This window comes from Thalassospira sp. Z349TD_5, assembly GCF_056173045.1.
The window spans coordinates 886,485-912,522 of the sequence record NZ_CM149654.1 but is presented as its reverse complement, the minus strand read 5'-3'; the positions used below and the strand labels follow the sequence as shown (position 1 = coordinate 912,522).

The following is a 26,038-nucleotide window of genomic DNA, read 5'->3' as shown; positions in this document are numbered from 1 at the left end:
CGTCAATTGATGCGGATTTGCTGTTTTTCAATCGAATGAAGACCAACAAAATCACGTAAAACGTGTTCTGACCTCAAAGTTGACGTCTAAAGGATGTCATGGACCTCATCAGCACCAAGTACCAACCGCCGGTCCACCATGTGCCATAGCTAACAAAACAAAGGCGCCCGGTTTCCCGGACGCCTTTGCCAAAACAGATCAATCCCAAGACAGATCAGGCAGAAGCCGCAAGCAGCTCACGCGCATCATCGCGTTCCTGTTTGATCATCTCAGCCATCAGGAACGCCAGTTCCAATGCCTGCCCGCCATTCAGGCGCGGGTCACAATGGGTGTGATAACGATCAGACAGGCTGTCTACCGTCACTTCACGTGCCCCACCGATGCACTCGGTCACATCGGTTCCGGTCATTTCAAAATGAACACCCCCGGCATGGGTCCCTTCGGCTTTGTGCACGTCAAAGAACGATTTAACTTCCGAAAGAATCGCATCGAACGGACGGGTTTTATACCCGTTGGTGGCCTTGATCGTGTTGCCATGCATCGGATCGCACGACCAAACCACCTTGCGGCCTTCGGCCTTAACACGCTTGACCAGACGCGGCAGATGATCATTGACCTTCTCTGCGCCCATGCGGGCAATCAGGGTCAAACGACCAGCTTCGTTTTTCGGGTTCAGAATATCGATCAGACGGATCAAATCATCCTCGTCCATCGTCGGGCCACATTTCATGCCAATCGGGTTGTTCACACCGCGCAAGAATTCGACATGGGCCTCATCGGCCTTACGTGTCCGGTCCCCGATCCACAGCATGTGCGCCGAACAGTCGTACCAATCCCCTGTCAGACTGTCCTGACGGGTCAATGCCTGCTCATAGCCCAGCAAAAGCGCCTCGTGGGAAGTATAGAAATCGGTTTCGCGCATCTGCGGTGCGGTTTCGGCAGTGATGCCGCACGCCTGCATGAAGGCAACCGCTTCATCAATCTGGGTGGTCATTTTGCTATAACGCTCACCGGCCGGGCTGCCATCGACAAATGACAGGTTCCAACGGTGGATTTTGCTGAGATCAGCAAAGCCCCCTTGTGCAAACGCACGCAGAAGGTTCAACGTCGATGCCGATTGGTTATAGGCACGGATCTGGCGCTGCGGGTCGGGAATGCGGGCTTCTGGCGTGAACTCGATGCCGTTGATGTTGTCACCACGGTAACTTGGCAGTTCAACACCATTGATGGTTTCGGTATCGGCCGAACGCGGTTTGGCAAATTGACCGGCCATACGACCGACCTTGACCACCGGGCATGCTGCGCCATAGGTCAGAACAACCGCCATCTGCAACATGACCTTAAAGGTGTCGCGGATGTTGTTGGGATGAAATTCCTTAAAGCTCTCGGCGCAATCGCCGCCCTGCAGCAGGAAGGCCTTGCCTTCTGCAACCGCACCAAGCTTTTCTTTCAACGCGCGTGCTTCGCCAGCAAATACCAAAGGAGGATAGCTGCCGAGCTTCTTGCTCTACGGCCCCGAGGGCCTGTGCATCCGGATAAGTCGGCATCTGCTTTACAGGCAGGTTGCGCCAGCTATCAATGCTCCAGCTCTTGCTCATTTGCTTCCTCTCAATCGTGCATGATCATTGTCATGCCGCATTATAACACAAATCCACTTCGCCAGCGGAATTCCGCCGTGCCGTCGGTCATTTAACCGGGCCAAACTTGATACGGGTTTTACCACCGCATTTCCACCCCTTCTCGACTTAAGGATGATAAAAACCCGCAATTTTTTGCCAAGACACATAAAATTCACGCAAAATTCCACTCAAGACCAGCAATTTGCGATGGGGTGGTCGCCGATTGCCTCTTGCTCCTGACATTGATGTATGTGCGAATCCGCCGATCCGCAATCATCAGACCATTTGCGCATCGCAAAGATAAAGGGCACACTGCGCCGCGCCAGCCACCATCATTCGGAAACCCGATGTCCATAGAAACAATTGCCATTATTGCCTGCGCCTATTTTATTGCGGCATTCGTAAAGGGTGCAACGGGCTTGGGGTTCTCGACATCGGCCCTGCCAATTCTGGCACTTGGCATCGGGTTAAAGGCCGCCATGCCGCTTGTGATCATCCCGTCATTGGTCAGCAACAGCATTATCATGGTGCAAGCCGGACATTTCCGCGAAACCGTCAGTCGCTTTTGGCCAATGTTTCTGGCGACCATTCCGGGACTTCTGATCGGGCTTGCCGTCCTGGAAATGGTCGATGGCCTGATGGCTGGGGCCATATTGGGACTGGTGCTGATGAATTACGGGATGTTTACGCTATTGCGCCCCGGTCGCCCGATGTCAGATCGCGTTGCCGACCGCATTGCGCCGATTTCGGGCTTTGCCACCGGATTGGTCAATGGCATTACCGGGTCACAGGTTATGCCGGTTTTGCCGTTTCTACTGTCGGTCCGGCTTGATCCCAAACGCTTCATTCAGGCGATCAACATTTCCTTTAGCTTATCAAGCATCGTCATGGCCTTTGGCCTGTCGCGTCTGGGGCTGATGACACTTGATTCCGTCTGGATATCACTTGCCGGACTGATACCGGTGTTTTTGGGGACCAAGCTCGGCGGCATCGTGCGTAACCGCATGGATGCCGCCACCTTCCGCAAGGTCGTTCTGGTCATGCTGATCATTTTTGGCGTGATGCTGATTGGTAAGTACGCGACTCTTTAGCACTATCTTCTAGCGACACCTTACTAGCGATCCGGCCAAGGCTTTGCTATCAACGCATGATGAAAACAATTGCCCGACCGGCTTATGCCGAAACCGAAGAAAAGAAATCACGTTTTCTGGCCGAGCTGGTTTTCTATGAAGACCTTGCAACGCGCATCGGGGAACTGCGCAGTCTTCACCCCAAAGCCAATCACCACGTCACGGCCTATCGTTATCTCAATGATGAAGAACAGCTAATTGAACATGGCAAGGATGACGGCGAACCATCCGGCACATCGGGTGTTCCCTGCCTTAAGGTCTTGCAAGGACGCGACCTGATCAATGTCGCGGTCATTGTTACGCGTTATTTTGGCGGCACAAAACTTGGTACGGGCGGGCTTGTGCGCGCCTATAGCGGTGCGGCCAATGCCGCCTGTAGCGAAGCCGAGATTATCGATTACATCCAGCAAGGCGAAGCCGAGCTTTTTGCCGAATTTTCCGATGCCGGAACACTCGAACAGGCCTGTGGTCAGGATGGGATCACGGTGCTGGACCGGCAATTTGACACCACAGGCACACGTATCAAAATCGCCGGACCGCGTGACACCCTGAAAGAACTTTCCGCACGCTTTTCGCCACCCGAGAAGACAGAAGATTAAGCTTTCGCAGCGCGTGACGTGCTTTGGCGGACCTGTAATTCAAATCCGAGATCGACAATCTTTTTGTCCGGGGTTTCGCCCGAAAGGACGGATTAAATCATCTCAACCGCATGTCTGCCAATCGCATAACGATCCGTGCGGATTGAGGTCAGCGATGGGTGGGCTGCCGCCATCATTTCAAGATCGTTAAACCCGATAATCCCGATGTCGTCGGGAACGGAAAGCCCTGCCTTCTGGCAGCCAAACAAGGCACCAAGCGCCATGTCATCATTGTTACAAAAAACCGCGTCCAGATCAGGACGCCGGGCGCAAAACTGTGCGATCAGTTCAGCCCCAAGTGAAACACTTGATGATACGGTGGTGGTCATAATCAGATCAGGGTCATAGCGCCCCCCGAACTGAAGGGCTTCCTTAAATCCTTCAAGACGGCGATGTGACCTTGGGTCCATACGCGCACCAAGAAAACCAATGCGCTTATACCCTTGCTGCACCAGATGAAGCCCGGCGGCCTTACCGCCCTCAAAATGCGAAAAGCCAACAATCATATCAATCGGGTCATCGCCAACATCCATGATTTGCACCACCGGACATTCGGCATTTTCCAACAATTGACGGGTTACATCTGTCTGATCGGTTCCGGCAACAATCATCGCCGATGGGCGCTGCCCCAAAAATGTGCGCACCAGTCGTTCTTCTTCGGCCGGGACGTAGCGCGAGTTGCCCAGTTGAACCTGAAACGCGCCCTGACCGAACGCGTCGTAAATCGCGCGCAAACTTTCGGCAAAGACGTTATTGGTCAGAGACGGCACGATCACACCGATAATATTGGACCGCGTTGATGCCAACGCACTGGCATGCGAATGGGGCACATAATTGAGTTTTCGCACCGCATTGTTGATTTTACGGCGCAGGTGATCGGACACCATTGATGGATCGCGCAAGGCGCGTGAAACGGTGATGGTGCTGACCCCGGCCTTGTTGGCAACATCAGCAATTGTTGGCCGCCCGGCCCCTTTGCGTTTCCTCATACCCTTACATTTATTACGTCTTTTGATAATGGACAAGTCTCTTGTGAATTAGGCTGTTGACTCGATGTTAGCGCTAACATTATGTTAGCGCTAACATCGCAAACAACAGGGCAAACAAAAGCGTAAAGCTGCCCTTTTATAAAAAAGAGTCGGGCGGAAATATCTTGATGGATCGGCAGATCAGCTATGTCGTTGTTATGGGCGTCTCGGGGTCGGGAAAAACCGAAATCGCCCGGCGCGTTGCAAAGGCAACCCGCAGCCAGTGGCTTGATGCCGACGATCATCATCCGATTGAAAACGTCGAACATATGCGCAGCGGCAAACCGCTTACCGATGACATGCGCTGGCCATGGCTAGCCGCGGTTGCCGATGCGGCCCTTGCAAAGGCAGACACCCGTGCGTCGGACCTGTGTTCAGACACTGTTTTTATCGCCTGTTCTGCGCTCAAGCAAAGCTACCGCGATTTTTTATGCCGGAAACTCAGCCCGGCGACATTTGTGTTTTTGGACGGCACACGTGATGTGATCCAAACGCGGCTTGAAAGCCGGGTAGGACATTTCATGCCGTCCGCACTGCTAGACAGTCAGCTTGCAGTCCTCGAACCGCCGGGGCCGGACGAGAACTGCGTGACTGTCTCGATAGATGCCCCGATCGATACTGTTGTTGCCACGGTCACCGAACGTTTAAAGGCCAGCGAAAACAGCAGTCCTTCCTTTGTCAAAGAAAACACCGCCGGAAAACCGGTATTCCAGGGAGAAGATACATGACCAAGACCCTTAAATCGCTCGTAGGAGCAACCTTTGTTGCCAGCCTGATTGCAGCGGCCCCGTTTTCGGCCAATGCGCAGGAATTCACCCTTAAAATGCAGTCGAGTGACTCTGCTGGCGTTCCAAACTTTGAATTGGAACAGGACTGGGCAAAACGCGTTGGCGTTATGACCGGTGGCCGTGTTGAAGTTGAAATGCTTCCGGTCAACTCGATCGTTGAACATGCCGAAACACAAGATGCCATCGCAGCCGGCATTCTTGACGGCCACATCACCGACACCAGCTATTTCTCCGGTAAAGATCCGGCTTTCGGCCTGATTGCAAACCCGGTCGGTGCATGGTCTGCACCATCTGAAATGCTGCGTTTCGTCGAATATGGCGGCGGCAAAGAACTGATGAACAGCCTTTTGAACCCACGTGGCTTGCAGTTCATCGGTGCCGTTACTCCGGGTCTCGAAGCCTTTGTATCATCGGTCCCGCTTGATGGCGTTGCCGATCTTAAGGGCCTGAAAATGCGTGCCCCTGAAGGCATGGTACAGCAGGTATTTGCCGCAGCTGGTGCTTCGCCGGTGAACATCCCGCAGTCCGAAGTCTTTACGTCCCTTGATAAAAAAGTGATTGATGCGGCGGATGCCACCGTGTTCTCGACCAACCAGGCGATGGGCCTGCATGACATTGCCAAACATCCTGTCTATCCGGGCTTCCATTCCATGCCGATGCTGGAAGTTTCGGTCAACAAGACCAAATGGGATTCGATGCCAGCAGACCTCCAGGCCATCCTGGAAATGTCCATCCGTGATCTTGCCCATGACATGGACGCACGTCTTGCGATGAAAGACATGGAAGCTGTTGCTGCTGCCCGTAAAGACGGTGGTGTCACCATCCATAACTGGTCTGCCGAAGAGCGTGCCAAATTCCGCCAGATTGCCACCAGCCAGTGGGAAAAAGTGGCAGCACGTTCAGAAGACGCACAGCGCGTTTATGACACCCTGGTCAAATACCTGACCGCACAGGGCATGATCTAATCTTTTGATCACAAGACGGTTTACCGGCGGCATGGATCATGTCCGCCGGTAACGACTTGAATACAATCCGGCCGCATCCTGTATAAGAGACGATACCGGGTGACGAGGTCCTCCCTGTTGCCGGATTGTATTCACCGCATCGCAAGGAATGCTGAATATGGCTGTCAGCCCTGTAGACCCGACACATAATGATATCCCCGCAAGCATCGTACCTGATGCACTCCCCGAACAGGTTCCGGAAGTTTCCGGCCTGATGGGTCACGCAGTGGATAAGGTTAGTTCGGTTTTTGCCTATGGCTTCATACTTGCCATGGGCATTCTGATTTTTGAAATTTTCATGCGTCATGTTTTCAATAGCCCCACGCTGTGGGTCCATGAAACCACGACCTTCCTGTCTGCCATCGGCTTCGTGTTCGGCGGGCTTTATTGTGCCGCGCGTGACAAACATATCCGGGTTGTCATTTTCTATGACATTGTCGGGCCGAAAATGCGCAAATCCCTTGATGTCGCCATTTCGATTGTCTGCATGACGGCATCGGGTTTCTTTGCCTGGGCGGCATGGCTTATGGTCAAACGCGCAACACTCACCCCGACAGGTGACATTCATTTTGAAACCACAGGCAGTGCGTTTAACGCTCCCTATCCGGGCATACTGAAACTGTTCTTGCTGGTGATCCTGATCCTGCTGGTGGTTCAGTTTCTGATACATGCCATCAATTATGTCCGCAAAACGCCTGTCATGCCCGCGACCGCGAAAGAATGACACCCGTTTCAAGTTGATACCCCCATCAGTCATTGCACGGTCACCCATCTGATCGGCGCGACAGGATAGATTAAATGTTTGAATTACAGTCCCTAGGCATTGAATACGGCACACTTGCCATGTTCGTCCTGCTGCTTGGTTTTCTTCTAACGGGCATGCCGCTTGCGTTCGTAACGCTTCTGATCGCCCTTATATTCACCCTTGGCTGGTTTGGCCCGATGGCGGTGCCATTGATCACCAGCAGGGTATTTTCATTCGTTTCATCCTTTGTTTTTGTTTCCGTCCCGATGTTCGTCATGATGGCGGCCATCCTAGATCGATCGGGCATTGCCCGCGATCTGTTTGATGCCATGCGCCTGTTTGGCGGGCGTCTTAAGGGCGGGGTTGCGGTTCAGACGATCTTTGTTGCCGTCATTCTTGCTGCCATGAGTGGCATTATCGGTGGCGAAATCGTGTTGCTTGGCATGCTTGCCCTGCCCCAGATGCTGCGTCAGGGGTACGATAAAAACCTTGCTATCGGGGTGGTTTGTGCCGGTGGGTCGCTTGGCACCATGGTCCCGCCATCGATTGTCCTGATTATTTATGGTCTGACGGCAAACGTATCTATTGGTGATCTGTTTACCTCGGCCTTTATTCCGGGCTTCATGCTGGCGGGCTTTTATGTCGCCTATATCCTGTTCCGTTCTTATACCGGCAAAAACATTGCCCCACCGCCGAAAACCGAACATATCCCGCGCGAAGAGAAACTGCGTCTGCTTAAAGGTCTGTTCTTGCCGATGCTGGTCGTGTTCTGTGTTCTTGGCTCGATCTATGGCGGCATCGCATCCGTGACCGAGGCATCGGCCGTTGGGGTTGCCGGGGTTATTGCATCGACCATTGTCCGGCGTGAATTTTCGCTCGCGATGCTTAAAAGTGCGGCCCTTCAAACACTTTCGACCTGTGGCATGATTGTCTGGATCGGGATTGGCGCATCCGCCCTTGTCGGCGTGTTTAACCTGATGGGCGGGATCAAGTTTGTTTCGGCCCTGATTACGGGCATTTCGGACGACCCAACCACCATCATTCTGTTCATGATGCTGATCCTGTTTATCCTCGGGATGTTCCTTGACTGGGTCGGCATTGCGCTTTTGACCATGCCGATCTTTGTCCCGATCGTTAAAGACCTCGGTTACGACCCGATCTGGTTCGGGGTGCTGTTTGCCATGAACATGCAGGTCAGCTTCCTGTCACCGCCGTTCGGGCCCGCCGCGTTTTACCTTAAATCCGTAGCGCCCCCCGACATATCACTGGGCGATATTTTCAAGTCATTGCTGCCGTTTATCTGTTTGCAGATTTTGGCGGTCGCCCTGCTGATCATCTTCCCGGGCATTACCGGACGCTAACACACAAAGGCGGAGCCAACAGGCTCCGCCTTTGTTCATTTTTGCCATCCAGTATGATCTAACCGCGCTAGCCGTTGCGATAGAGATAGCTATAAGCATTAATCGCAGGCACCCCGCCAAGATGGGCATAAAGCACCCTAGATCCCTTGGGGAAATAGCCCTTGCGCACCAGATCAATCATGCCTTGCATCGATTTTCCTTCATAAACCGGATCTGTCATCATGCCTTCAAGACGACCGCAAAGACGGATCGCTTCGTTGGTTTCATCGGACGGCACACCGTACAGTGGATAGGCATAATCCTCGATTAATGTAATGTCGCGATCAGAAATGCCACCATCAAGCTCGACTAGGTCGGCGGTTTTCTGTGCAATTGCCAGAACCTGTTCACGGGTTTGTTCTGGTGTGGCCGAGGCATCAATCCCCACCACCTTGTCCGCCCGGCCATCGGCAGCAAAGCCAACCGCCATCCCCGCATGGGTTGACCCGGTAACGGTACAAACAACGACATAATCGAACTTAAAGCCAAGCTCGGCTTCTTGGGCGCGGACCTCTTCGGCAAAGCCAACAAAGCCAAGACCGCCATATTTATGCACCGATGCGCCAGCCGGGATTGGATAAGGCACCCCGCCATTGGCTTTTACATCCGCAAGGGCGGCTTCCCAACTTTCGCGAATACCAATGTCGAAACCTTCATCGACCAGCTCAATCTCCGCCCCCATGACGCGGCTCATCAAGATATTGCCAACCCGGTCATAAACCGCGTCGTTAAATGGCACCCAGCTTTCCTGAACCAGACGGCATTTCATACCAATCTTCGCAGCAATAGCAGCAACCTGCCGTGTGTGGTTGGATTGCACGCCACCAATCGTCACCAACGTATCGGCACCCGATTTGATCGCATCAGGCACGATATATTCCATCTTACGGACCTTGTTACCGCCAAAAGCCAGACCGGAATTGCAATCTTCGCGCTTGGCATACAATGCGACATCGCCGCCAAGATGTTCGGACAAACGCGGCAGAGATTCAATCGGCGTCGGGCCAAAGGTCAGCGGGTATTTTTCAAACTTGTTCAAGTTCATCGAGCACTCCCTGAAAACGGATTGGAACCGTGTTCAGGCTAGCGCAGCCAATATGAAAGGTGCTCTCGAGTTTAAGACAATAATTTCCGCCCAAGACTTACTTTAACCATTTAATATGGATATCCTTCCACAATATTACATCAAAATGAAAGGATATTGCATGCCCTCAGAGCTAGACAAGATTGATTACAAGATTTTACGCCTGTTGCAGCAAGATGGTCGCACGGGCAATGCGGAAATCGCCAAACGGGTCAATGTCAGTGCCGCAACTTGCCACCGCCGAACCCAGCGTTTGTTTGAAGACGGCTATATCCAGAACGTCCGCGCTCAGATCGCGCCCCACAAAGTAGATCGCGGGGCACTGGTGATGGTCGGTGTGGTGCTGGATCGCTCAACACCAGAAAGCTTTGGCGCGTTTGAAGCCGCCTGCCGCGCGTTACCGTTTATCCTTGATTGCCATCTGGTGGCCGGGGATTTCGACTATTTCCTTAAAATCCGCGTGCGCGACATGGCGGATTTCAATCATCTGCACGGCGATCAACTGATTGCCCTGCCCGGTGTGCGCCAAACGCGGACATTTTTTGTCATGAAAGAAGTCGTCGATAACGCGCCGTTGGCGTTTTGACCAATATCAGGAAACAAAAAAGGCGACATCCTGATCAATGAATGTCGCCTTGGGATCACATCCAGCTTCCTTGGTTTTAATCGCCAACCGGGAAGCGCATCGTCACAAATTCTTCGGCCGCCGAAGGATGAACCGCCACAGTTTGATCGAACTGGGCCTTGGTTGCACCCATGCGCACCGCAATGCCAATACCCTGAATGATCTCCGCCGCGTCCGGGCCGACCATATGGGCGCCAAGCACAACGTCCGTGGTTTTATCGACGATCAATTTCATCAGCGTTTTTTCATCGCGGCCTGAGAGCGTGTGACGCATCGGCTTAAAGGTGGATTTGTAAATCACCACTTCACCGCCCTTGGCGCGTGCTTCTTCTTCGGACAGGCCGACCGTGCCAACCGGGGGCTGACTGAAAACAGCGGTCGGGATGGCGTGATACGACATCGCGGATGGTTTACCGCCATAGATGGTATCGGCAAAGGCCATGCCTTCCTTGATCGCAATCGGAGTCAGTTGGACATGGTCGGTGACGTCCCCTACGGCATAAATGTTTTCAACACTGGTTTGCAGACCCTTGTTGATTTTGATCGCACCATTGTCCTTGGTGTCAATCCCGACCTGTTCAAGCCCAAGCCCCTTGGTGTTGGGTGCGCGTCCGGTGGCGAACATTATGGCGTCCACCTCCATCTCGCCGCCGCCGGTCAAAGTCAGTTTCAGGGTGCCGTCCGATTGCTTGGCAATCGCGGTGACATTGGTGTTCAGACGCAGATCAACACCCTTTTTAACGATTTCCTCGGCCAGATGATTACGGATGTCGTTATCAAAGCCGCGCAGGATTTGTTCACTGCGATAAAGTTGGGTGACCTGTGATCCCAGACCGGCAAAAATACCGGCAAATTCGACCGCGATATAACCACCGCCAACAATCACGATGCGTTTTGGCTGTTCCTCAAGGTGGAACGCCTCATTCGAGGTGATTGCGTGCTCGGCACCGGGGATGTCTGGCGTGGTCGGGTGGCCGCCCACTGCAACCAGGATACGTTCGGCGGTGACGTCCTTGCCATCGACGACAACGGTATGTGCATCCTTAAATGTCGCACGATGTTCAAACAGTGTGACGTTCGATCCGGCCAGAAGCTTGTGATAGATGCCGTTCAGGCGATCAATTTCCTTGTCCTTATTGGCGATCAGGGTTTTCCAGCTAAAGGTCGGCTCGCCGGGAAGGGTCCAGCCATAGGCCGATGCATCTTCGAAATCTTCGGCAAAATGCGCGCCATAGACCAACAGTTTCTTGGGCACGCAGCCCCGGATAACGCAGGTGCCGCCAACGCGGCTTTCTTCGGCGATGGCGACCTTGGCCCCATAGCCGGATGCAACACGGGCCGCACGCACACCGCCCGATCCGGCACCAATAACAAACAAATCAAAATCATAGTCGGACATACGACGATCCTTATTCTCGGTCATTTTGTGATATGGCGCCAAATGTAGGCAGATAATCCCAAGAGTCGAGGCATAATCAGGGATTATTGCCGTAAAATTCCCGTTACCGCATATGCCAATCGCAACAGGATCGTAGTACCGCCAACCAGAGATAGCATTTTTAAACTTTCTCGCTATATGTTGAATAGACGCAATGGGGATTGCAAAAACGATACAGGATTATCTTTATGAACGACCAAATGCACGGTCAGGACGCGTCCTTTAACACTGCACCAAGCTTTGTCGATGAACGTGGCGGCAATACCGCTCTTGTCTGCTATGGCTTGATGATTGCGACCTTGTTTACCGCCTTTGCCACCGGGTTGATTGCGCTGATCGTGTCTTATGTCGCACGCGAAGACGACGATCACTGGACCAACAGCCACTACACGTTCCTTATTCGCACCTTCTGGATCAGCATCCTCTATGCCATCATACTTGGGTTCTTTACCTTTGTGATTGGCTGGATCCCGCTTATTGGCTGGGCTGTTGTCGGACTTATGGGGCTTTTCGTCACCGCATGGTTTGTCGGTCGCAACGTCATTGGTCTTTTGCGGGCCCTTAGTGGTCGCCCGATTGATAATCCGCGCAGCTGGTTGTTTGGTTAAGCCCAGCCGGGTTTAAGGCAATAACTTGGTGCAATCGGCTTTGTCTGATTGCACCCGACTCCCCACATCGCTAAAGTCACCCGCAAGAACATTGGTTTGATACGGACAGGGAGTCGCACCGCCATGACATTGGCGTCGCAAGCCCCCGGTGACAAAATGCGCTGGGAAAATCTTCTTTCATCACATCGGCTGGAATTTCGGGATGGCAAAATACGCCTGCCCGAGGGTGCGCCTTATCCAACGCCTGATGGCAGAAGCCCGTTTCAGATTGATGTCGACCGGGTGATTTTCTCATCTTCGTTCCGGCGTTTGCAAAACAAGACGCAGGTCCATCCGCTGTCGGAAAATGACCATGTTCATACCCGCCTGACCCACACGATTGAGGTCGGGTCGGTCGGACAATCACTGGGCCTAATGGCCGGTGCGCATATTGTAAAACAGTTGCCCGATGATAGTGAAACAACCGTGGCCGATATCGGCTATATGGTGCAGGCGGCGTGTTTGGCGCACGATATTGGAAATCCCCCCTTTGGTCATTCCGGCGAAGACGCCATCAATGAATGGTTCACCACATCACGCCTTGCCAAGGATGAACTGACATCACGTTTGTCGGGTCCCGAACTTGAGGACCTCCGCCATTTTGAGGGCAATGCCCAAGGGTTGCGGATTATCAGCCAGCTTGAGATGAAGCGGTTTGACGGGGGGTTGAACCTGACCTACGGGACGCTGGGCAGTTTTATCAAATACCCACGCAGCACATCGGTGCCAGACAGTCGCCGCCGCGAATATACCGGCCTTAAAAAACCGGGTTATTATCAGGCCGAACGCGATATTGCGTCTGCCATTGCCAAGGTGTGTGGCATGTCCCCGCTGGACGGGTTTGATGGGGCATGGCGCCGTCATCCGCTGGTTTACCTGGTCGAGGCGGCCGATGATATTTGTTATTCCGTGGTTGATCTTGAAGATGGCTGGGAATTGGGCTGTGTGACGTTTGAGGAAGTCGAACGGGCCCTGGCCCCGATTGCGCGCCATCCTGATAAATATGATGGGGATGCCAATCAACGCTGGACCGATTTGCGCACGGAAAGCTGGTACACCGAAAAATCGGAAAATGACCGCATCGGGTTCTTGCGCGGCAAGGCGATTGGCAATCTGGTCAAGGCCGCAGTTGATGCCTTTATCGCCAATGAAGACGCGCTTTTGACTGGCACGATTGAAGGGGACCTTCTGGCCAACACTCCACTTGGCGTTGATGCCAAGGCGTGTAAAAAACTCGCGGTCGAAAAGATTTATAACGCGCCGCATGTCCTGCCGATTGAGATGGCCGGGTTTGAGGTGATTAATGGCCTGCTCAACAGCTTTGTCCGGGCCACCATCGATATTGACGAGCATATCAATCACGGCAAGCGCCTGCCGCCGCAGGCTGACCGGATTGACAAGCTGCTGTCTGGCAAGATTTCAGACGCGCCCGACCTTTATAGCCGCCTGATGCGGGTGATGGATTACATTTCGGGCATGACGGACCGCTATGCGGTGACGCTGTTTCGAAAGCTGCAGGGCATTACGATTTGAGCATAAAAAACCCGGCCTGATTTGGCCGGGTTTTTATTTGGGTCTTTTGCGCCATCAAATGATGTAATGAATGCCGCATTCGGTTTTGTCCTGCCCGGCCCAACGCCCGGCACGGACATCGGTTGTGCCCGGATCGACCCGATCGGTGCAGGGCATGCAGCCAATGGACAGGAAACCTTCGGCCTGAAGGGGATGGCGCGGCAGGGCGCGGTGTTCGAAAATATCATCGATATCTTCGGGCTTATAGCCTGCCAACGGATTGATCTTGATCCGGGTGCCCGCGGCCTCGATTGCGGGAAGCGCGTCGCGTTCCCCACCATGGAAACGCTTGCGCCCGGTCATCCATGCGTCATAGCCCTCAAGCGCACGTTGAAGCGGCTCGACTTTGCGCAAATAGCAGCATTTCGCCACGTCAGAGGCAAACAGCATCCCGTCGGGATCGTCGGCTTTGAGCTTTTGCTCGTCCGGGTGCATGATACGGATGTTGGTCAGGCCAAGCTGATCGACCAGTTTTTCGCGATATGTATGGGTTTCACCAAACAATTTGCGCGTATCAAGGAAAATGACCGGCAGATTGGCATCGACCTCAGCCACCAAGGCCAGCAAGGCGGCAGCTTCTGTACCGAAAGACGAGGTCATGGTGATCTTGCCGTTGAATTCTTCATGTACCATCGGCTCGATCAGAGCAGCACCCTGCAAATTACCATAGCGGCTCATCAAAGATGCAACACGATCCGTGGCCTCTTCAAGAGACATGGAGCCGCCAGTCAGGATGTCTTCTTCACGCAATACATTCATGGCAACCATCCACGACGATCAATATATTCATCTGTCTTTTCAAGCAGCTGCTGCATATTTGCACCATTGGCTTTCCACTTTTCTCGTTCGGCAGAAAGCGCAGTAAGCCGATCTGACCAGTTTGGTTCCAGCCACTTATCTATCGCACGTCGTATACGTCCTGCAAGTCTTGGGCTATGACCGTTGGTAGAAATCGTGATCATCAGGTCACCACGCTGAACGCGCGCTGGCGAGAAAAAATCACAGTATTCCTTGACGTCTTCGACATTGGCAATCGTGCCGACCGCCTTGGCAATGGCGGCCAACTCGGCGGACTTTTCTTCGCCAAGGTCGATAATAAACATAATGGACGCCGCATTGACATCTGCCGAATTTGGCAAATAACGATGCAGCCGGTCACCAGCCTGTCGGGCCAGTTCAGGTATCGGGTCTTCAGAATAGACGGTGACGTATTTCGCCCCATCACCGTCAAGCTGTTGCAAACGGTTCAGCGTGGGCTGACCGTTGCCGACCAATGCGACCGAAAGCCGCGTCAGGTCCAGATTGATGGGAAACATCGTCGATCCTCTAAAGGGTTTCTATTGGTTAACGCTGACAATGAGTGTGGAGATTAAAAAATTCAATACATTTTTTATGTGTTTTTAATTTATACAACACTATATAATGTGTTTATTTAACATAGGCCTGAGTGATCTGGAGGCATTGAGATATCCGTACAGCTTTTCATGCATTTTTTGGAAAACCACCCTATATTGGGCCAAATTCCGCCAGCAAGCGTGCCAGCGCGCACTGAATGACGAGAGAACCACCAAATGCCCAATAGTGCCCCCTCCACCTTGTCAGGTAAGGTCCTTCAAAATCCGGCCCCTGATACAGTCGCCCATAAGAATGTCGCCATCTGGCTGTTTTCCTGTGCCGCACTTGTGTTCATCATGGTGGTGATTGGCGGGCTAACACGCCTTACGGAGTCGGGACTTTCAATTGTTGAGTGGCGACCATTTACCGGGATCATCCCGCCATTAAACGACGCGGACTGGGCTGCGCTTTATGCCAAATACAGCCAATACCCGGAATTTCAGAAAGTAAACGCCTGGATGTCCGTGGATGATTTCAAAAACATCTTCTGGCTGGAATTCATTCACCGGCTTTGGGGCCGTTTGATTGGCATTGTGTTCTTCATCCCATTCGTCTGGTTCCTTGCCAAACGCTCCATCGACGGTGCAACCAAGTGGAAACTGTGGGGACTTTTCATCCTTGGCGGGCTTCAAGGCCTGATGGGCTGGTACATGGTGATGAGCGGCCTGGTGGACCGCCCCGATGTCAGCCAGTATCGTTTGACCGCCCATTTCGGATTGGCGTTGGTGATTTTCATCGCTCTTTTGTGGGTTGGACTTAATCAGTACGCCCCGCGCCCCGTTGGCACAAACGGATCAAAACGTGGCTGGCAATTGCTGTGTCTGATTCTCTTTACAGCCCTTTCGGGTGGCTTTGTTGCCGGGCTGGATGCCGGATATGCCTTTAACACCTTCCCGCTGATGGATGGGCAACTGATCCCGGACGGCCTTTATGTGTTTGATCCAACGTGGCTGGCCCCGTTTGAAGACCATATGACCGTGCAATGGGATCACCGCTGGCTGGCCAAACTGACCTTTGTTCTGGTGCTGGTATTCTGGTGGCGGGCCGGAAAATGGGACCTGACATCTAATCAACGCTTTGCAACACATCTGGTCTTGGCCGCAGCCTGCCTTCAGGTGGCACTTGGCATTTCGACCCTGCTGTCCATTGTCTGGTTGCCGCTTGGCGTCGCGCATCAGGCTGGTGCGGTAGTACTCGTCGGAACCGCAACCTATGCAGCCTACAAGCTGCGCCGCGCAAACTGAAAAAACCATAAAAATTGCAACATCGCAAAAGGGCAGCCCGCGGGCTGCCCTTGTTTACCGTACACCCCTCATACCGATTTAGGTATCGGCGCGGTGCAGTGCCTTTCTAATCCGACGCATCGAAATCCAGATCGCAGCCAATACCACCGGCACCGCCAACCCGGTCGCCATCCGATCATTGATTGGAACGCCCGCATCCTTAAGTGCCTTAAACAAATAGCCCAGCAGACCCACCGCATAATATGTAATAGCGGCAACAGACAAGCCTTCGACGGTTTGTTGCAGGCGGAGCTGCAATTTGACCCGGCGGTCCATGCTGGCCAGCAGATCTCGGTTTTGGGCTTCCAGCAGGATATCAACGCGGGTACGCAGCAGGTTATTGGCGCGTGCCACACGTTTCGACAAAACCTCCAACCGATCCCCGATATTTTGGCAGGTCCGCATGGCGGGCGCCAAGCGGCGCTCCATGAACTCGGTGATGGTTTGCAGGCCTTCGACCCGTTCTTCGCGAAGTTCGATCAGGCGGGCCTGAACTATACGGTAGTAAGCGCGCGCCGCACTGAAACGGTAATTGAGCGATGCCGCCATTTCTTCGGTCTGGGCGGCAAGGTCGGTCAGTTTCGACAGCGTTTCTTCGTCATTGGTTTGTGTCTTGCTGGCCATTTCAGCGGTGATGTCTGACAGCCGGGTGTCAATCTCGGAAACCTTGGGGGTTGCACAATGGGCCAATGGAAAGGCCAGCAACGCCATCATGCGATAGACTTCGATTTCCTTGAGACGTTGAACCAAACGCCCGGTTTGAAGCTGTTCCATCCCCTGATCACGGATCAGAATGCGGCCAAATCCATCGCCATGCAGGCGAAAGTCCGTCCAGACCTTTGCCGTGCCACCCAAAACACGGCTGCCGGTCAGGCCGTTATGATCAAACAGGCGTGAAATTTCTTCGTCGTTACGCCCGGTTTTCTCAACCGCGATGTGCAGGCCAACAATCAACTGTCCGGGTGTCGCTGACAACCAATCCTGTGGGATCAAATTAATCACCGAGTCTTCGAACGGATCGTCAAACTCGGCGGACCTTTTAAAGACATAGACCGTGAATTCCGCATGACGTTCCCAAATGACGGTGAAACCGTCACAGGCAGCTTCGTAATATTTCTGGTCGGCCGCCGGGGGTGTCAGGCTGTATCGGCGGCAAAAAGACAGGAAGTGATCGCGTACGTCATCGTCAAGGTCTTCGCCCGCGTGAAACGCAATGCAAGAACATCGCGCCGGGCTTGAAACCCCACCAAACGGGCGGGCATGGATTTCATTATGGAGTGCGACACGCTGGGGATGTTCAACAAACATTGCCACGGGCTTTCATAATTGGCCATTGCGGTCTATATAAAACGTTCGGACTGCGGTTTTGAAACGTCGTTTTGAACCGCAAACCGACACACCCTGTATAGACGAAAGTCCAAGGTGACAGAAACCCCAGAAAGCATAAGGGAAAATACTGTCACAAGTGCTTTCATCATATGGGGAAAATCATTTGCCCGGCCAACGCTTTGACGGCCCCCAAGGAGGTTTCATGACCGATCTTCGCACCACCGACAATCTGTTTTTCGCCAAAGGTGATCTTGATCGCGAACGGCTTGAAAATCAGGTCAATGACGCGCTCGGCGCCGCAGAAGACGGGGAACTGTTTTTGGAATACCGCCAGTCTGAAAGTCTGGTCTGGGATGATGGCCGCCTGCGCAGTGCCAATTTTGATACTGCACAGGGGTTTGGCCTGCGCGCTGTTGCCGACGAAGCCACCGCGTTTTCGCACTCCAACGAACTCTCGAACGATGCGGTTGCCCGGGCTGCCGAGACCGTTAAGGCGGTTGGACAAGGGCGTTCCGGCAAAGTCGATCTTGGATCGATTGGTACCAATATATCGCTTTATTCGGATGTGAACCCGCTGGGCGAGGCAACGTTTGAAGCCAAAGTTGACCTTCTGGCACAGATTGATGCCTATGCCCGATCACGTGATCCGCGCGTAGCCCAAGTATCCGCATCGATTTCAGGCAATTGGCAGGCGGTGCAAATCTGGCGTTCTGGCGGGCAGCGCATTGGCGATATTCGCCCATTGGTTCGGTTCAACGTGTCGGTTGTCGTCAAACAGGGCGACCGGATGGAATCGGGCTCCCACGGTGAAGGCGGGCGGATTGGCTATGACGGTTTCTTTGACGAGAAAACCTGGAAATCTGCCGTCGACGAGGCGCTGCGTCAGGCCGTTGTGAATCTGGACTCCGTCGCCGCACCGGCAGGTGAAATGACTGTGGTGCTCGGTCCGGGTTGGCCGGGGATTTTGCTGCATGAAGCCATCGGTCACGGGCTTGAAGGCGATTTCAATCGTAAAGGCACATCGGCCTTTGCCGGTCTGTTGGGTCAGCGCATTGCATCCCCCGGCGTTACCGTTGTCGATGACGGTACCATCAATGATCGGCGTGGGTCGCTTTCGATTGATGATGAAGGCACCCCGACCCAGCAAACCGTTTTGATCGAAGACGGTATCCTTAAAGGGTTCATGCAGGACCGCCTGAATGCGCGTTTGACCGGGGTAAAGTCCACCGGCAATGGTCGGCGTCAATCCTATGCCCATGCCCCGATGCCGCGCATGACCAACACCTATATGCTGGGCGGTGACAAAGACCCTGCTGAAATACTGGCATCGGTCAAAAACGGTATCTATGCCGTCAATTTTGCCGGCGGGCAGGTTGATATCACCTCGGGTAAATTCGTGTTTTCCGCCTCAGAAGCCTACTTGATCGAAAATGGCAAACTTGGCGCGCCGGTCAAGGGTGCGACCCTGATTGGTAATGGCCCCGACAGCCTGACCAAGGTCTCCATGGTTGGCAACGACATGAAACTTGATAATGGCATCGGGACATGCGGAAAGGATGGACAGGGCGTTCCTGTGGGTGTCGGCCAACCGACCCTGCGCATTGACGGCCTGACCGTGGGCGGAACGGCGGTATAACCCGCCTCCCCTCCCGCACAGGGGAATGACCTGTTTTCATACAGATAACTTATCCTATTGTATGGTGATACTATGCTGATCATCACGAGGACACCCATCGGGCGCATGGCTTACATCATGCGCCCGTACCTCATAATCTGTCTAAAGTAGATTCAAAAAGATTTCGGATGCAGTCTGCCGGGTTTCGACACCTGAGCACCTTGCATTCGACCGGTTGGGAGACCGGAAAAATCTGCGAGATTTTGGGGGATGACTTGAAGACAAGCCGATCGCGGCACGGCACAGCATTATTGGCTGTGCTCGGGGTCTTGGTAATGGGGACAACCGGTGCCAATGCGCAACAAGGCGTTGATGTGCGCACCGACGAAGCACGTCAGTTTTCCGCTGATTTTGACCGGCTTACCGATGTTACCGAACGGGCGAACCGTTTGCTTAAAACCGATGATGGCGGCGACATCACCTATGGCGACATTCTGGCCAATCCTGATAACATTGTTTTGAATTTCCGCTGGGCCAAGGCACAACTTGGACGCGGTGATGTGCGCGGCGCATCGGCAACCCTTGAACGTATTCTGGTTCTTGATCCCGACCTTGCGCCGGTGCGTTTGTATTACGCGATTGTTCTGTATCGCCTTGATAGTCTTGATGAAGCACGTGCGCAGTTTGATCGCCTAAGGGGGATGAACGTATCGCCAGAAGTTGCTGCCGATATTGATCGGTATATCTCAGCCATTGAACGCCGTCGCAAACGCCTGCGGCAGGCCGTTACCCTGACACTGGGCAGTCAGATCGACAGCAACCGAAATGCCGCCGCATCAGACAAGGAACAGCTGGTAACCGGAACATTGACTCAAATCACGTCAAGTTCGGACAAACCAACCAATGACATCGCCTATATCGGGGCTTTGCGCTATGATCTGAGCTACGACCTTGGCTATCAGGAAGGTCATGAACTCTTTGCCAGTATGACCGGCTATGCCAGTGATCAGGTGCAACTGGACTCCCTTGACCTTGGATCGTTTTCGGTTGATGCCGGGGCGCGTATTCGCGGCGGATATTGGGTTTTGACACCGTCGGTCAACCAAACCGCACAATCGCTTTCCAAGGAAAAGTACCTGACATCGCGCACGGGGCGACTGCGCCTTGATTGGAACCCGCGCCCGTTCTTTAATTTGAACGGTGATATCAGCTATTCTGACGAACGCTATCAAAACACCTCTGAGTCCAGCGCACTGCGTCTGCATTCCGGGCAACGCTATGGCGCACGACTTGGCGGTAACTACACGTGGACACCCAATAACCGCACTACGGTTAATCTTTTTGCGGGTGAAAAAGACGCTGCCCGCAACTATTATAGTTATGACAGCTTGAGCGGCGAGCTAATCCATGCTTATCTATTTGGCGGGGGAAGTTACATAAGCGGAAGTATCCGCCATGGTATTGATCGTTATCGCGGCCCGGATTTTCTGGTGACCGGCAATTCGCCGCAACACCGAACGGATCGCAGCACACGGACACGGTTGACCTATGGCGCACCACTTTCGCAATTGCTGCCGTCTGATTTGTTTGGGGATAGCAAAGCGGCAGATCAGGTATACAGCTTTTTGGCACCGATCAATTGGTCCATCACGGGTGAATATCTGAACACAAAATCAAACATTCCCAATTACGAATATCACAATGCCCGGGCGCAGATATACCTGACCCGGCGATGGGAGTTCTAGGAATGCTAGACCATGTAACCGCCACCCGTCCCAACCGTCACTTTGCGCGATGGATGAAAACCTTTGCATTTGGTAGTGCCCTTGCGCTCTGCATGTCACTAACAGCACCGGCAAAAGCCGACCTTAACGCCGAAATGGCCGGTGTTTCTGCGGCGGTGACCGGGGAAGTTATCCTCGCGAAATCGGCGGGCGAAATCGGCACGTTGGTTGAAAGTGGCATGCCAGTTTATCTTGGGGATCGCATTACCACATCGCCCAATGCCGGGATGCAGATCCTGCTGCTGGACGAGACGGTTTTTACCATTGGCCCGAACAGCGACATTGCAATTGATGAATTTGTCTATGACCCGGTAACCGGCGATGGCCGCATTGTGGCCGACATGGCGCGCGGAGTGATGCGCTTTGTCACAGGTAAAATCCCACTCAACAATCCGGCCAGCATGAACATCAACCTCCCGGTTGGCTCCATCGGTATTCGTGGCACCATTGGCTTGATCCGCTCGGTCTCCGCCGAGCAAGCCAATGAAATTATGCCCGGCACATTTGATACATCCAGTCGGGATGGCGCCAATCAGCAGATTTTCATGGCAGTTAACCAAGGCCCCGGCCTGTCGCGCAATGACACCACATCGCGCCCCGGCGCCTTTGCCGTATCCGATCAGACCGGCAACAGCGAAAACATCACCGGTGAGAATTTCGGCGTCTTTGTCAGCAACTCGGTTGTAACCGAACCGGCGCGCTTTCCGCTTGGTGTAGCGACCTATGATTTTTCGGCCAATATTGTGCGCACGGCATTACGCCGGACCACGACCGACGGTGCCGAAACATCGAGCGCCACCACAGGGAACCAGCAGCCAACCCTGACATCGGGACAAGCCAGTCAGGCTAACACCCAGACGGGTTCGACCATGGCCGGGACCCTTGATGTTGCGATGGCACAAGCCAGTTCTACCGGCCCATCTTCGACAAAAGATGAAACGACGGAAATCCTAAACAATATTGAAAGCGTCAATAGCTCAGATGGTACCGATGATGCCGACAGTCCGTTTACGTATGATGGGCTACGTATGGTTACGAGCGGCACGGCAACAACTGGTAACCTGGCTGTAAGTGGCGGTGGGATTTCATACACTTTTGCCAGCACTATTGACTATGCAAACCGGCAAGTAAGCGTGTCATTTACTAATATTAATGACGGTGTCGGCACGGGCGGACAAGCATCATTTAGCAATATTGATTACACTGGATCTACTGGAAACGTGGCATTTGACAATAACGATTTCAGTTACAATGGTGCTTGCAACACGATGAATTGTAACCCATCCGCGACATTCACCGATGCCACAAATGTTGATTTCAATGTGAAAACGACGAATGTGCCCAATGGTAATGCATCCTCAGGCACATTGAACTGATCGTGTTAAAGCATCCAGATACATGCGTCTGAGTAAATCGCACCTTCTGACCGGACTACATTATTTGATCCCCTTGGCCGTCCTGCTGACCTGTATCTTTTTGCGGTGGCAGGATGTTCCGTTTGTGGATCAGTTGCGCCTGAGCGTTTTTGATACCTATCAGCGTATTTCACCACGGACTTACGAAGATGTCGGGGTGCGAATTGTCGATATTGACGAGCGCAGCCTTGAGGAACTTGGTCAATGGCCGTGGCCACGCACACGGCTGGCTGGGCTTCTATACCGTTTGCGGTCAGCTGGTGCGCAGGTTGTCGGGTTTGACATTGTGTTTGCCGAACCGGACCGAACATCCCCCGTCCGTGTTGTCAACGACTGGCCATCGGGTCCGGACACCGATAAAATCAAGGCTCTGGCCGATAACCTTCCCGATCATGATGCGCTGTTTGCCCAGTTCATTCGTGGCACGGGACAGGTGGTTACCGCCATCCAGCTGACCACCAAGAAAATCGATGAGTTGCCGCGCCAGATCGGCAATTTCAGCGTTGCTGGCGAGGCCGGACGCACACTTTCCGATTTTATTCCGGTGCTGCCCGGGGCGGCCAAAAACCTTGAAGCGATTGAGGACGCCGCCAGTGGCAATGCATTGGTCAATGTATCGCCCGAACAGGATGGCATTGTCCGCCGGGTGCCATTGCTCGCCGCCCTTGATCATGAGCTTCCCGCCATTGGCATGCCGGTATATCCCACACTATCGATGGAAATGTTGCGTGTGCTGCAAGATGCACCGCGCACCATGAATGTGCGGATGTCAGGCGCAAGTGGCAGCGAACGCTGGACACAATCACAGGGGATTGAGGCCATCCGGGTTGGCAACATCACAATCCCGACCGATCATGCCGGACACATGTGGGTACATTTCACCGGCCATCAGACGGATCGGTATATTTCCGCAGCCGACGTTATGAATGACGCGCTACCCAGCGGCAGTCTGCAAAACAAAGTTGTTCTGATCGGAACAAGTGCGGCGGGGCTTCTTGATTTGCGGTCCACGCCGCTTGACCGGGTTTTACCCGGTGTGGAAGTTCATGCCGAGATGCTTGAACAAATGATCCTTGAACATTTTCTGATCCGCCCCTATTGGGCGGCAGAGGCCGAAACCATTGCCTTATTGATACTCGGTCTATTTTTTGTTCTGGCCGTTCCACGTCTGGGTGCAATTTGGCCAGCGGTCATTGGCGGCAGCTTAGCCCTTGGCGCAATCACCTTTTCCTGGTGGGCCTATGACAGCCAATTGTTGCTGATTGATCCGGCCTATCCACTGATCAGTCTTTTGGCGGTGTATCTTGCGACCAGCTTGATCGGCTTTATGCGTACCGAGGGCGAACGCCGACAAGTCAGGTCTGCCTTTGCCAACTATCTGTCCCCGGCTCTGGTCGAACAGCTTGCCCGTCACCCTGATCGGTTGAAACTTGGCGGGGAAACCCGTGACATGACATTGATATTTTGTGATGTGCGCGGATTTACCGCGATTTCCGAGGGGTTCAAATCCAATCCGCAAGGCTTAACCCGCCTTATCAATCGGCTTCTGACCCCACTTACCGACTGCATCCTTCGACGTGAAGGTACGATTGATAAATATATGGGCGACTGCATCATGGCATTCTGGAATGCGCCACTTGATGTCAAAAACCATGCTCATCAAGCCTGTCAAAGCGCGCTTGCCATGCGCCGCGCACTTGACGAACTCAATACCGAACGCCAAACCGAAGCCACAAATGAAAACAGCCCGTTTATGCCGCTAAATGTGGGGATTGGGATAAATTGCGGAGACTGTCTTGTTGGCAACATGGGGTCTGATCAGCGGTTTGATTATTCGGTTCTGGGGGATGCGGTAAATCTGGCATCGCGTCTTGAGGGACAGTCGAAAAATTATGGCGTTGATATCGTTCTGGGCGAAGCTATCGCGAAACGTGTTGAAGACGATTTTGCCATTCTCGAACTTGATCTGATTGCGGTAAAAGGCAAAAGTGAAGCGGTCCATATCCATGCGCTGTTGGGCGATGCACGCTTGCGAAACTCGGATGGGTTTGCCTTGCACCGTAACGCACATCAAAACATGATAAGCGCATATCGCGCCCAGAATTGGGACGCCGCCGCGGCCTTGCTTGGTCAATGCCGTGAAATATCGCGCACCGCTGACAACTCTGGGCCGCTCGACGGACTTTATGATCTTTATGAAGAACGGATCCGCCTCTTCCGCGCAACACCGCCGCCCACCGACTGGAGCGGTGTTTTTGTTGCGATCAGCAAATAGTGCCTCTTGCCATGTGGTCGAAATCACAACACTCTGCTGAAGGCTAACCATTCCAGCCCCACCAGAAGACCACCGCCACCAAAGCGACAAAGAGGATTTGATGAACTTCTCATCTGACAATGTTTCGCCGATCTGCCCCGAAATCCTGTCTGCCATCGCAGCGGAAAGTGAAAGTGCCGCCCTGCCCTATGGCGCGGATGAGCAAAGTCAAAAGCTTGATGCCGTCTTTTCCGACCTGTTTGGCACAGAAGTCGCGGTTGTACCCGTCGCAACCGGCACGGCGGCAAACCTCATCGGTCTTTCTGGTCTGGTATCACCGTTTGGTGGAATTGTTTGCCACCATCACGCCCATATCAATATGACGGAATCAACCGGTGTTGCCTTTTATGGCGGGGGTGCAAAGCTTCTTGGCATGGATGGACCATTGGCCAAGATCGAGGCAGCGACACTTGATGCGTATTTGACCGCACACAGCCCCAATGGCATGCATTCGGTTGATCCAGAATGTGTCGCCATTACCCAGACCACAGAGTTTGGCACCGTCTATACTGTCGATGAAACCCATGCGATTGGCACGGTATGTCAGCAACACGACATGCGGCTGTTCATGGATGGTGCACGGTTTGCCAACGCGGTTGCCCATCTGGGCTGTCATCCGGCCGATATCACGTGGAAGGCAGGGGTCGATGTGTTGAGTTTTGGGGCGACCAAAAACGGCGCTTTGGCGGTGGATGCGATTATCCTGTTTGACCCGGAATTGCGCCGTCATACAGAAAAAAGCCGCAAGCGCGGTGGGCATCTGTTTTCCAAGCACCGTTACCTTGCCGCACAGCTTCTGGCCTATGTGCAAGATGACCTTTGGCTGCGCAATGCGCGCCATGCCAATGATGCGGCAATGACCTTGATGGACAGCCTGCAATCGCTTGGTGCGAAGGCGTCCTTCGCACCACAGGGCAATGAGCTGTTTATACATATGACTGACGAGCTTGCCGGCAAACTGCGCGATAGCGGACTGGTGTTTCGCCCGTGGGCATCCATCGGCCCGGATGCCTATCGTTTTGTTTGCGCTTGGAACAGCCCGATTGATGTGATCAGGGCCCTTCCCAAAACCATCGCCGGGTAACAGCGATCATTTTCAAAACACAGACGGCCTTGTACGGATGGTGGCGACCATTGCCATCATCAAGGATTGCGTGTGATAACGTCGTTCATAAACACAAACGG

General features: G+C 53.5%; 21 protein-coding genes and 1 pseudogene. 15 read left to right on the top strand and 7 right to left on the bottom strand.

Going from position 1 to position 26,038, the window contains the following annotated elements:
* Nucleotides 1-214: 214 nt before the first annotated feature.
* Nucleotides 215-1,598: pseudogene (locus AC0VXT_RS04015) on the bottom strand (class II 3-deoxy-7-phosphoheptulonate synthase).
* A gap of 368 nt (nucleotides 1,599-1,966) precedes the next feature.
* Here AC0VXT_RS04015 and AC0VXT_RS04010 point away from each other — a divergent pair.
* Both AC0VXT_RS04010 and AC0VXT_RS04005 read left to right on the top strand, forming a co-directional pair.
* Nucleotides 1,967-2,710, top strand: a complete 744-nt coding sequence (locus tag AC0VXT_RS04010; RefSeq protein ID WP_475547599.1) for a sulfite exporter TauE/SafE family protein — start codon at nucleotides 1,967-1,969, stop codon at nucleotides 2,708-2,710.
* A 56-nt stretch (nucleotides 2,711-2,766) separates the two neighbouring features.
* Nucleotides 2,767-3,348, top strand: a complete 582-nt coding sequence (locus AC0VXT_RS04005; protein WP_475547598.1) for an IMPACT family protein — start codon at nucleotides 2,767-2,769, stop codon at nucleotides 3,346-3,348.
* 92 nt (nucleotides 3,349-3,440) lie between these two features.
* On the opposite strand, the gene AC0VXT_RS04000 is transcribed toward AC0VXT_RS04005, so the two are convergent.
* Nucleotides 3,441-4,376, bottom strand: a complete 936-nt coding sequence (locus AC0VXT_RS04000) for a LacI family DNA-binding transcriptional regulator (protein ID WP_475547597.1) — start codon at nucleotides 4,374-4,376, stop codon at nucleotides 3,441-3,443.
* 167 nt (nucleotides 4,377-4,543) lie between these two features.
* On the opposite strand from AC0VXT_RS04000, the gene AC0VXT_RS03995 reads away from it, so the two are divergent.
* The 4 genes from AC0VXT_RS03995 to AC0VXT_RS03980 all read left to right on the top strand — a co-directional run bounded on the left by AC0VXT_RS03995 (nucleotide 4,544) and on the right by AC0VXT_RS03980 (nucleotide 8,313).
* On the top strand, nucleotides 4,544-5,143 hold the full coding sequence (locus AC0VXT_RS03995; protein ID WP_475547596.1) for a gluconokinase: 600 nt from the start codon (nucleotides 4,544-4,546) through the stop codon (nucleotides 5,141-5,143).
* Complete coding sequence (locus AC0VXT_RS03990) at nucleotides 5,140-6,168, top strand: TRAP transporter substrate-binding protein (protein WP_022734042.1); 1,029 nt, start codon at nucleotides 5,140-5,142, stop codon at nucleotides 6,166-6,168. Before AC0VXT_RS03995 ends, AC0VXT_RS03990 begins: the two co-directional genes overlap by 4 nt.
* A 157-nt stretch (nucleotides 6,169-6,325) precedes the next feature.
* Nucleotides 6,326-6,931 (top strand): TRAP transporter small permease subunit, encoded by a 606-nt coding sequence (locus tag AC0VXT_RS03985; protein WP_276653840.1) that lies wholly within the window; start codon nucleotides 6,326-6,328, stop codon nucleotides 6,929-6,931.
* Between the two features lie 74 nt (nucleotides 6,932-7,005).
* Nucleotides 7,006-8,313: a TRAP transporter large permease gene (locus AC0VXT_RS03980; protein WP_022734044.1), complete on the top strand. Its 1,308-nt coding sequence runs from the start codon at nucleotides 7,006-7,008 to the stop codon at nucleotides 8,311-8,313.
* Between the two features lie 67 nt (nucleotides 8,314-8,380).
* Here the strand turns inward: AC0VXT_RS03980 and AC0VXT_RS03975 are convergent, their stop codons facing one another.
* Nucleotides 8,381-9,397, bottom strand: a complete 1,017-nt coding sequence (locus AC0VXT_RS03975; protein WP_475547595.1) for a 1-aminocyclopropane-1-carboxylate deaminase — start codon at nucleotides 9,395-9,397, stop codon at nucleotides 8,381-8,383.
* A gap of 160 nt (nucleotides 9,398-9,557) precedes the next feature.
* Here AC0VXT_RS03975 and AC0VXT_RS03970 point away from each other — a divergent pair, with 160 nt between their 5' ends.
* Nucleotides 9,558-10,022, top strand: a complete 465-nt coding sequence (locus AC0VXT_RS03970; protein ID WP_475547594.1) for an Lrp/AsnC family transcriptional regulator — start codon at nucleotides 9,558-9,560, stop codon at nucleotides 10,020-10,022.
* A gap of 76 nt (nucleotides 10,023-10,098) precedes the next feature.
* Here the strand turns inward: AC0VXT_RS03970 and gor are convergent, their stop codons facing one another.
* Entirely contained in the window at nucleotides 10,099-11,460 is a 1,362-nt protein-coding gene (gene gor, locus AC0VXT_RS03965) for a glutathione-disulfide reductase (protein ID WP_475547593.1), read from the bottom strand.
* 227 nt (nucleotides 11,461-11,687) lie between these two features.
* Here gor and AC0VXT_RS03960 point away from each other — a divergent pair, with 227 nt between their 5' ends.
* Complete coding sequence (locus AC0VXT_RS03960) at nucleotides 11,688-12,107, top strand: DUF4870 family protein (RefSeq protein ID WP_475547592.1); 420 nt, start codon at nucleotides 11,688-11,690, stop codon at nucleotides 12,105-12,107.
* 123 nt (nucleotides 12,108-12,230) lie between these two features.
* Nucleotides 12,231-13,679: a deoxyguanosinetriphosphate triphosphohydrolase gene (locus tag AC0VXT_RS03955; protein ID WP_475547591.1), complete on the top strand. Its 1,449-nt coding sequence runs from the start codon at nucleotides 12,231-12,233 to the stop codon at nucleotides 13,677-13,679.
* A 54-nt stretch (nucleotides 13,680-13,733) separates the two neighbouring features.
* Here the strand turns inward: AC0VXT_RS03955 and AC0VXT_RS03950 are convergent, their stop codons facing one another.
* The gene (locus AC0VXT_RS03950) at nucleotides 13,734-14,477 is read right to left on the bottom strand and encodes a phosphoadenylyl-sulfate reductase (protein ID WP_475547590.1); all 744 of its coding nucleotides are present in this window, start codon (nucleotides 14,475-14,477) and stop codon (nucleotides 13,734-13,736) included.
* Complete coding sequence (locus AC0VXT_RS03945) at nucleotides 14,474-15,034, bottom strand: precorrin-2 dehydrogenase/sirohydrochlorin ferrochelatase family protein (RefSeq protein ID WP_475547589.1); 561 nt, start codon at nucleotides 15,032-15,034, stop codon at nucleotides 14,474-14,476. The genes AC0VXT_RS03950 and AC0VXT_RS03945 overlap by 4 nt, the downstream gene beginning before the upstream one ends.
* Nucleotides 15,035-15,289: 255 nt before the next feature.
* On the opposite strand from AC0VXT_RS03945, the gene AC0VXT_RS03940 reads away from it, so the two are divergent.
* On the top strand, nucleotides 15,290-16,357 hold the full coding sequence (locus AC0VXT_RS03940) for a COX15/CtaA family protein (protein WP_475547588.1): 1,068 nt from the start codon (nucleotides 15,290-15,292) through the stop codon (nucleotides 16,355-16,357).
* A gap of 78 nt (nucleotides 16,358-16,435) precedes the next feature.
* On the opposite strand, the gene AC0VXT_RS03935 is transcribed toward AC0VXT_RS03940, so the two are convergent.
* On the bottom strand, nucleotides 16,436-17,704 hold the full coding sequence (locus AC0VXT_RS03935; protein WP_475548561.1) for a DUF3422 family protein: 1,269 nt from the start codon (nucleotides 17,702-17,704) through the stop codon (nucleotides 16,436-16,438).
* A gap of 223 nt (nucleotides 17,705-17,927) precedes the next feature.
* Here AC0VXT_RS03935 and tldD point away from each other — a divergent pair, with 223 nt between their 5' ends.
* From tldD to AC0VXT_RS03910, 5 genes are all read left to right on the top strand, one after another.
* Complete coding sequence (tldD, locus tag AC0VXT_RS03930; RefSeq protein ID WP_102785475.1) at nucleotides 17,928-19,361, top strand: metalloprotease TldD; 1,434 nt, start codon at nucleotides 17,928-17,930, stop codon at nucleotides 19,359-19,361.
* 314 nt (nucleotides 19,362-19,675) lie between these two features.
* Entirely contained in the window at nucleotides 19,676-21,085 is a 1,410-nt protein-coding gene (locus AC0VXT_RS03925; RefSeq protein WP_475547587.1) for a tetratricopeptide repeat protein, read from the top strand.
* 2 nt (nucleotides 21,086-21,087) lie between these two features.
* Nucleotides 21,088-22,500 carry a FecR family protein gene (locus tag AC0VXT_RS03920; protein WP_475547586.1) on the top strand — a complete coding sequence of 471 codons (1,413 nt, stop codon included), beginning with the start codon at nucleotides 21,088-21,090 and terminating at the stop codon, nucleotides 22,498-22,500.
* 22 nt (nucleotides 22,501-22,522) lie between these two features.
* Nucleotides 22,523-24,814, top strand: coding sequence for a CHASE2 domain-containing protein (locus AC0VXT_RS03915; protein WP_475547585.1), 2,292 nt, complete (start codon nucleotides 22,523-22,525; stop codon nucleotides 24,812-24,814).
* Nucleotides 24,815-24,914: 100 nt separating this feature from the next.
* Entirely contained in the window at nucleotides 24,915-25,937 is a 1,023-nt protein-coding gene (locus AC0VXT_RS03910; RefSeq protein ID WP_475547584.1) for a threonine aldolase family protein, read from the top strand.
* Nucleotides 25,938-26,038: the final 101 nt, after the last annotated feature.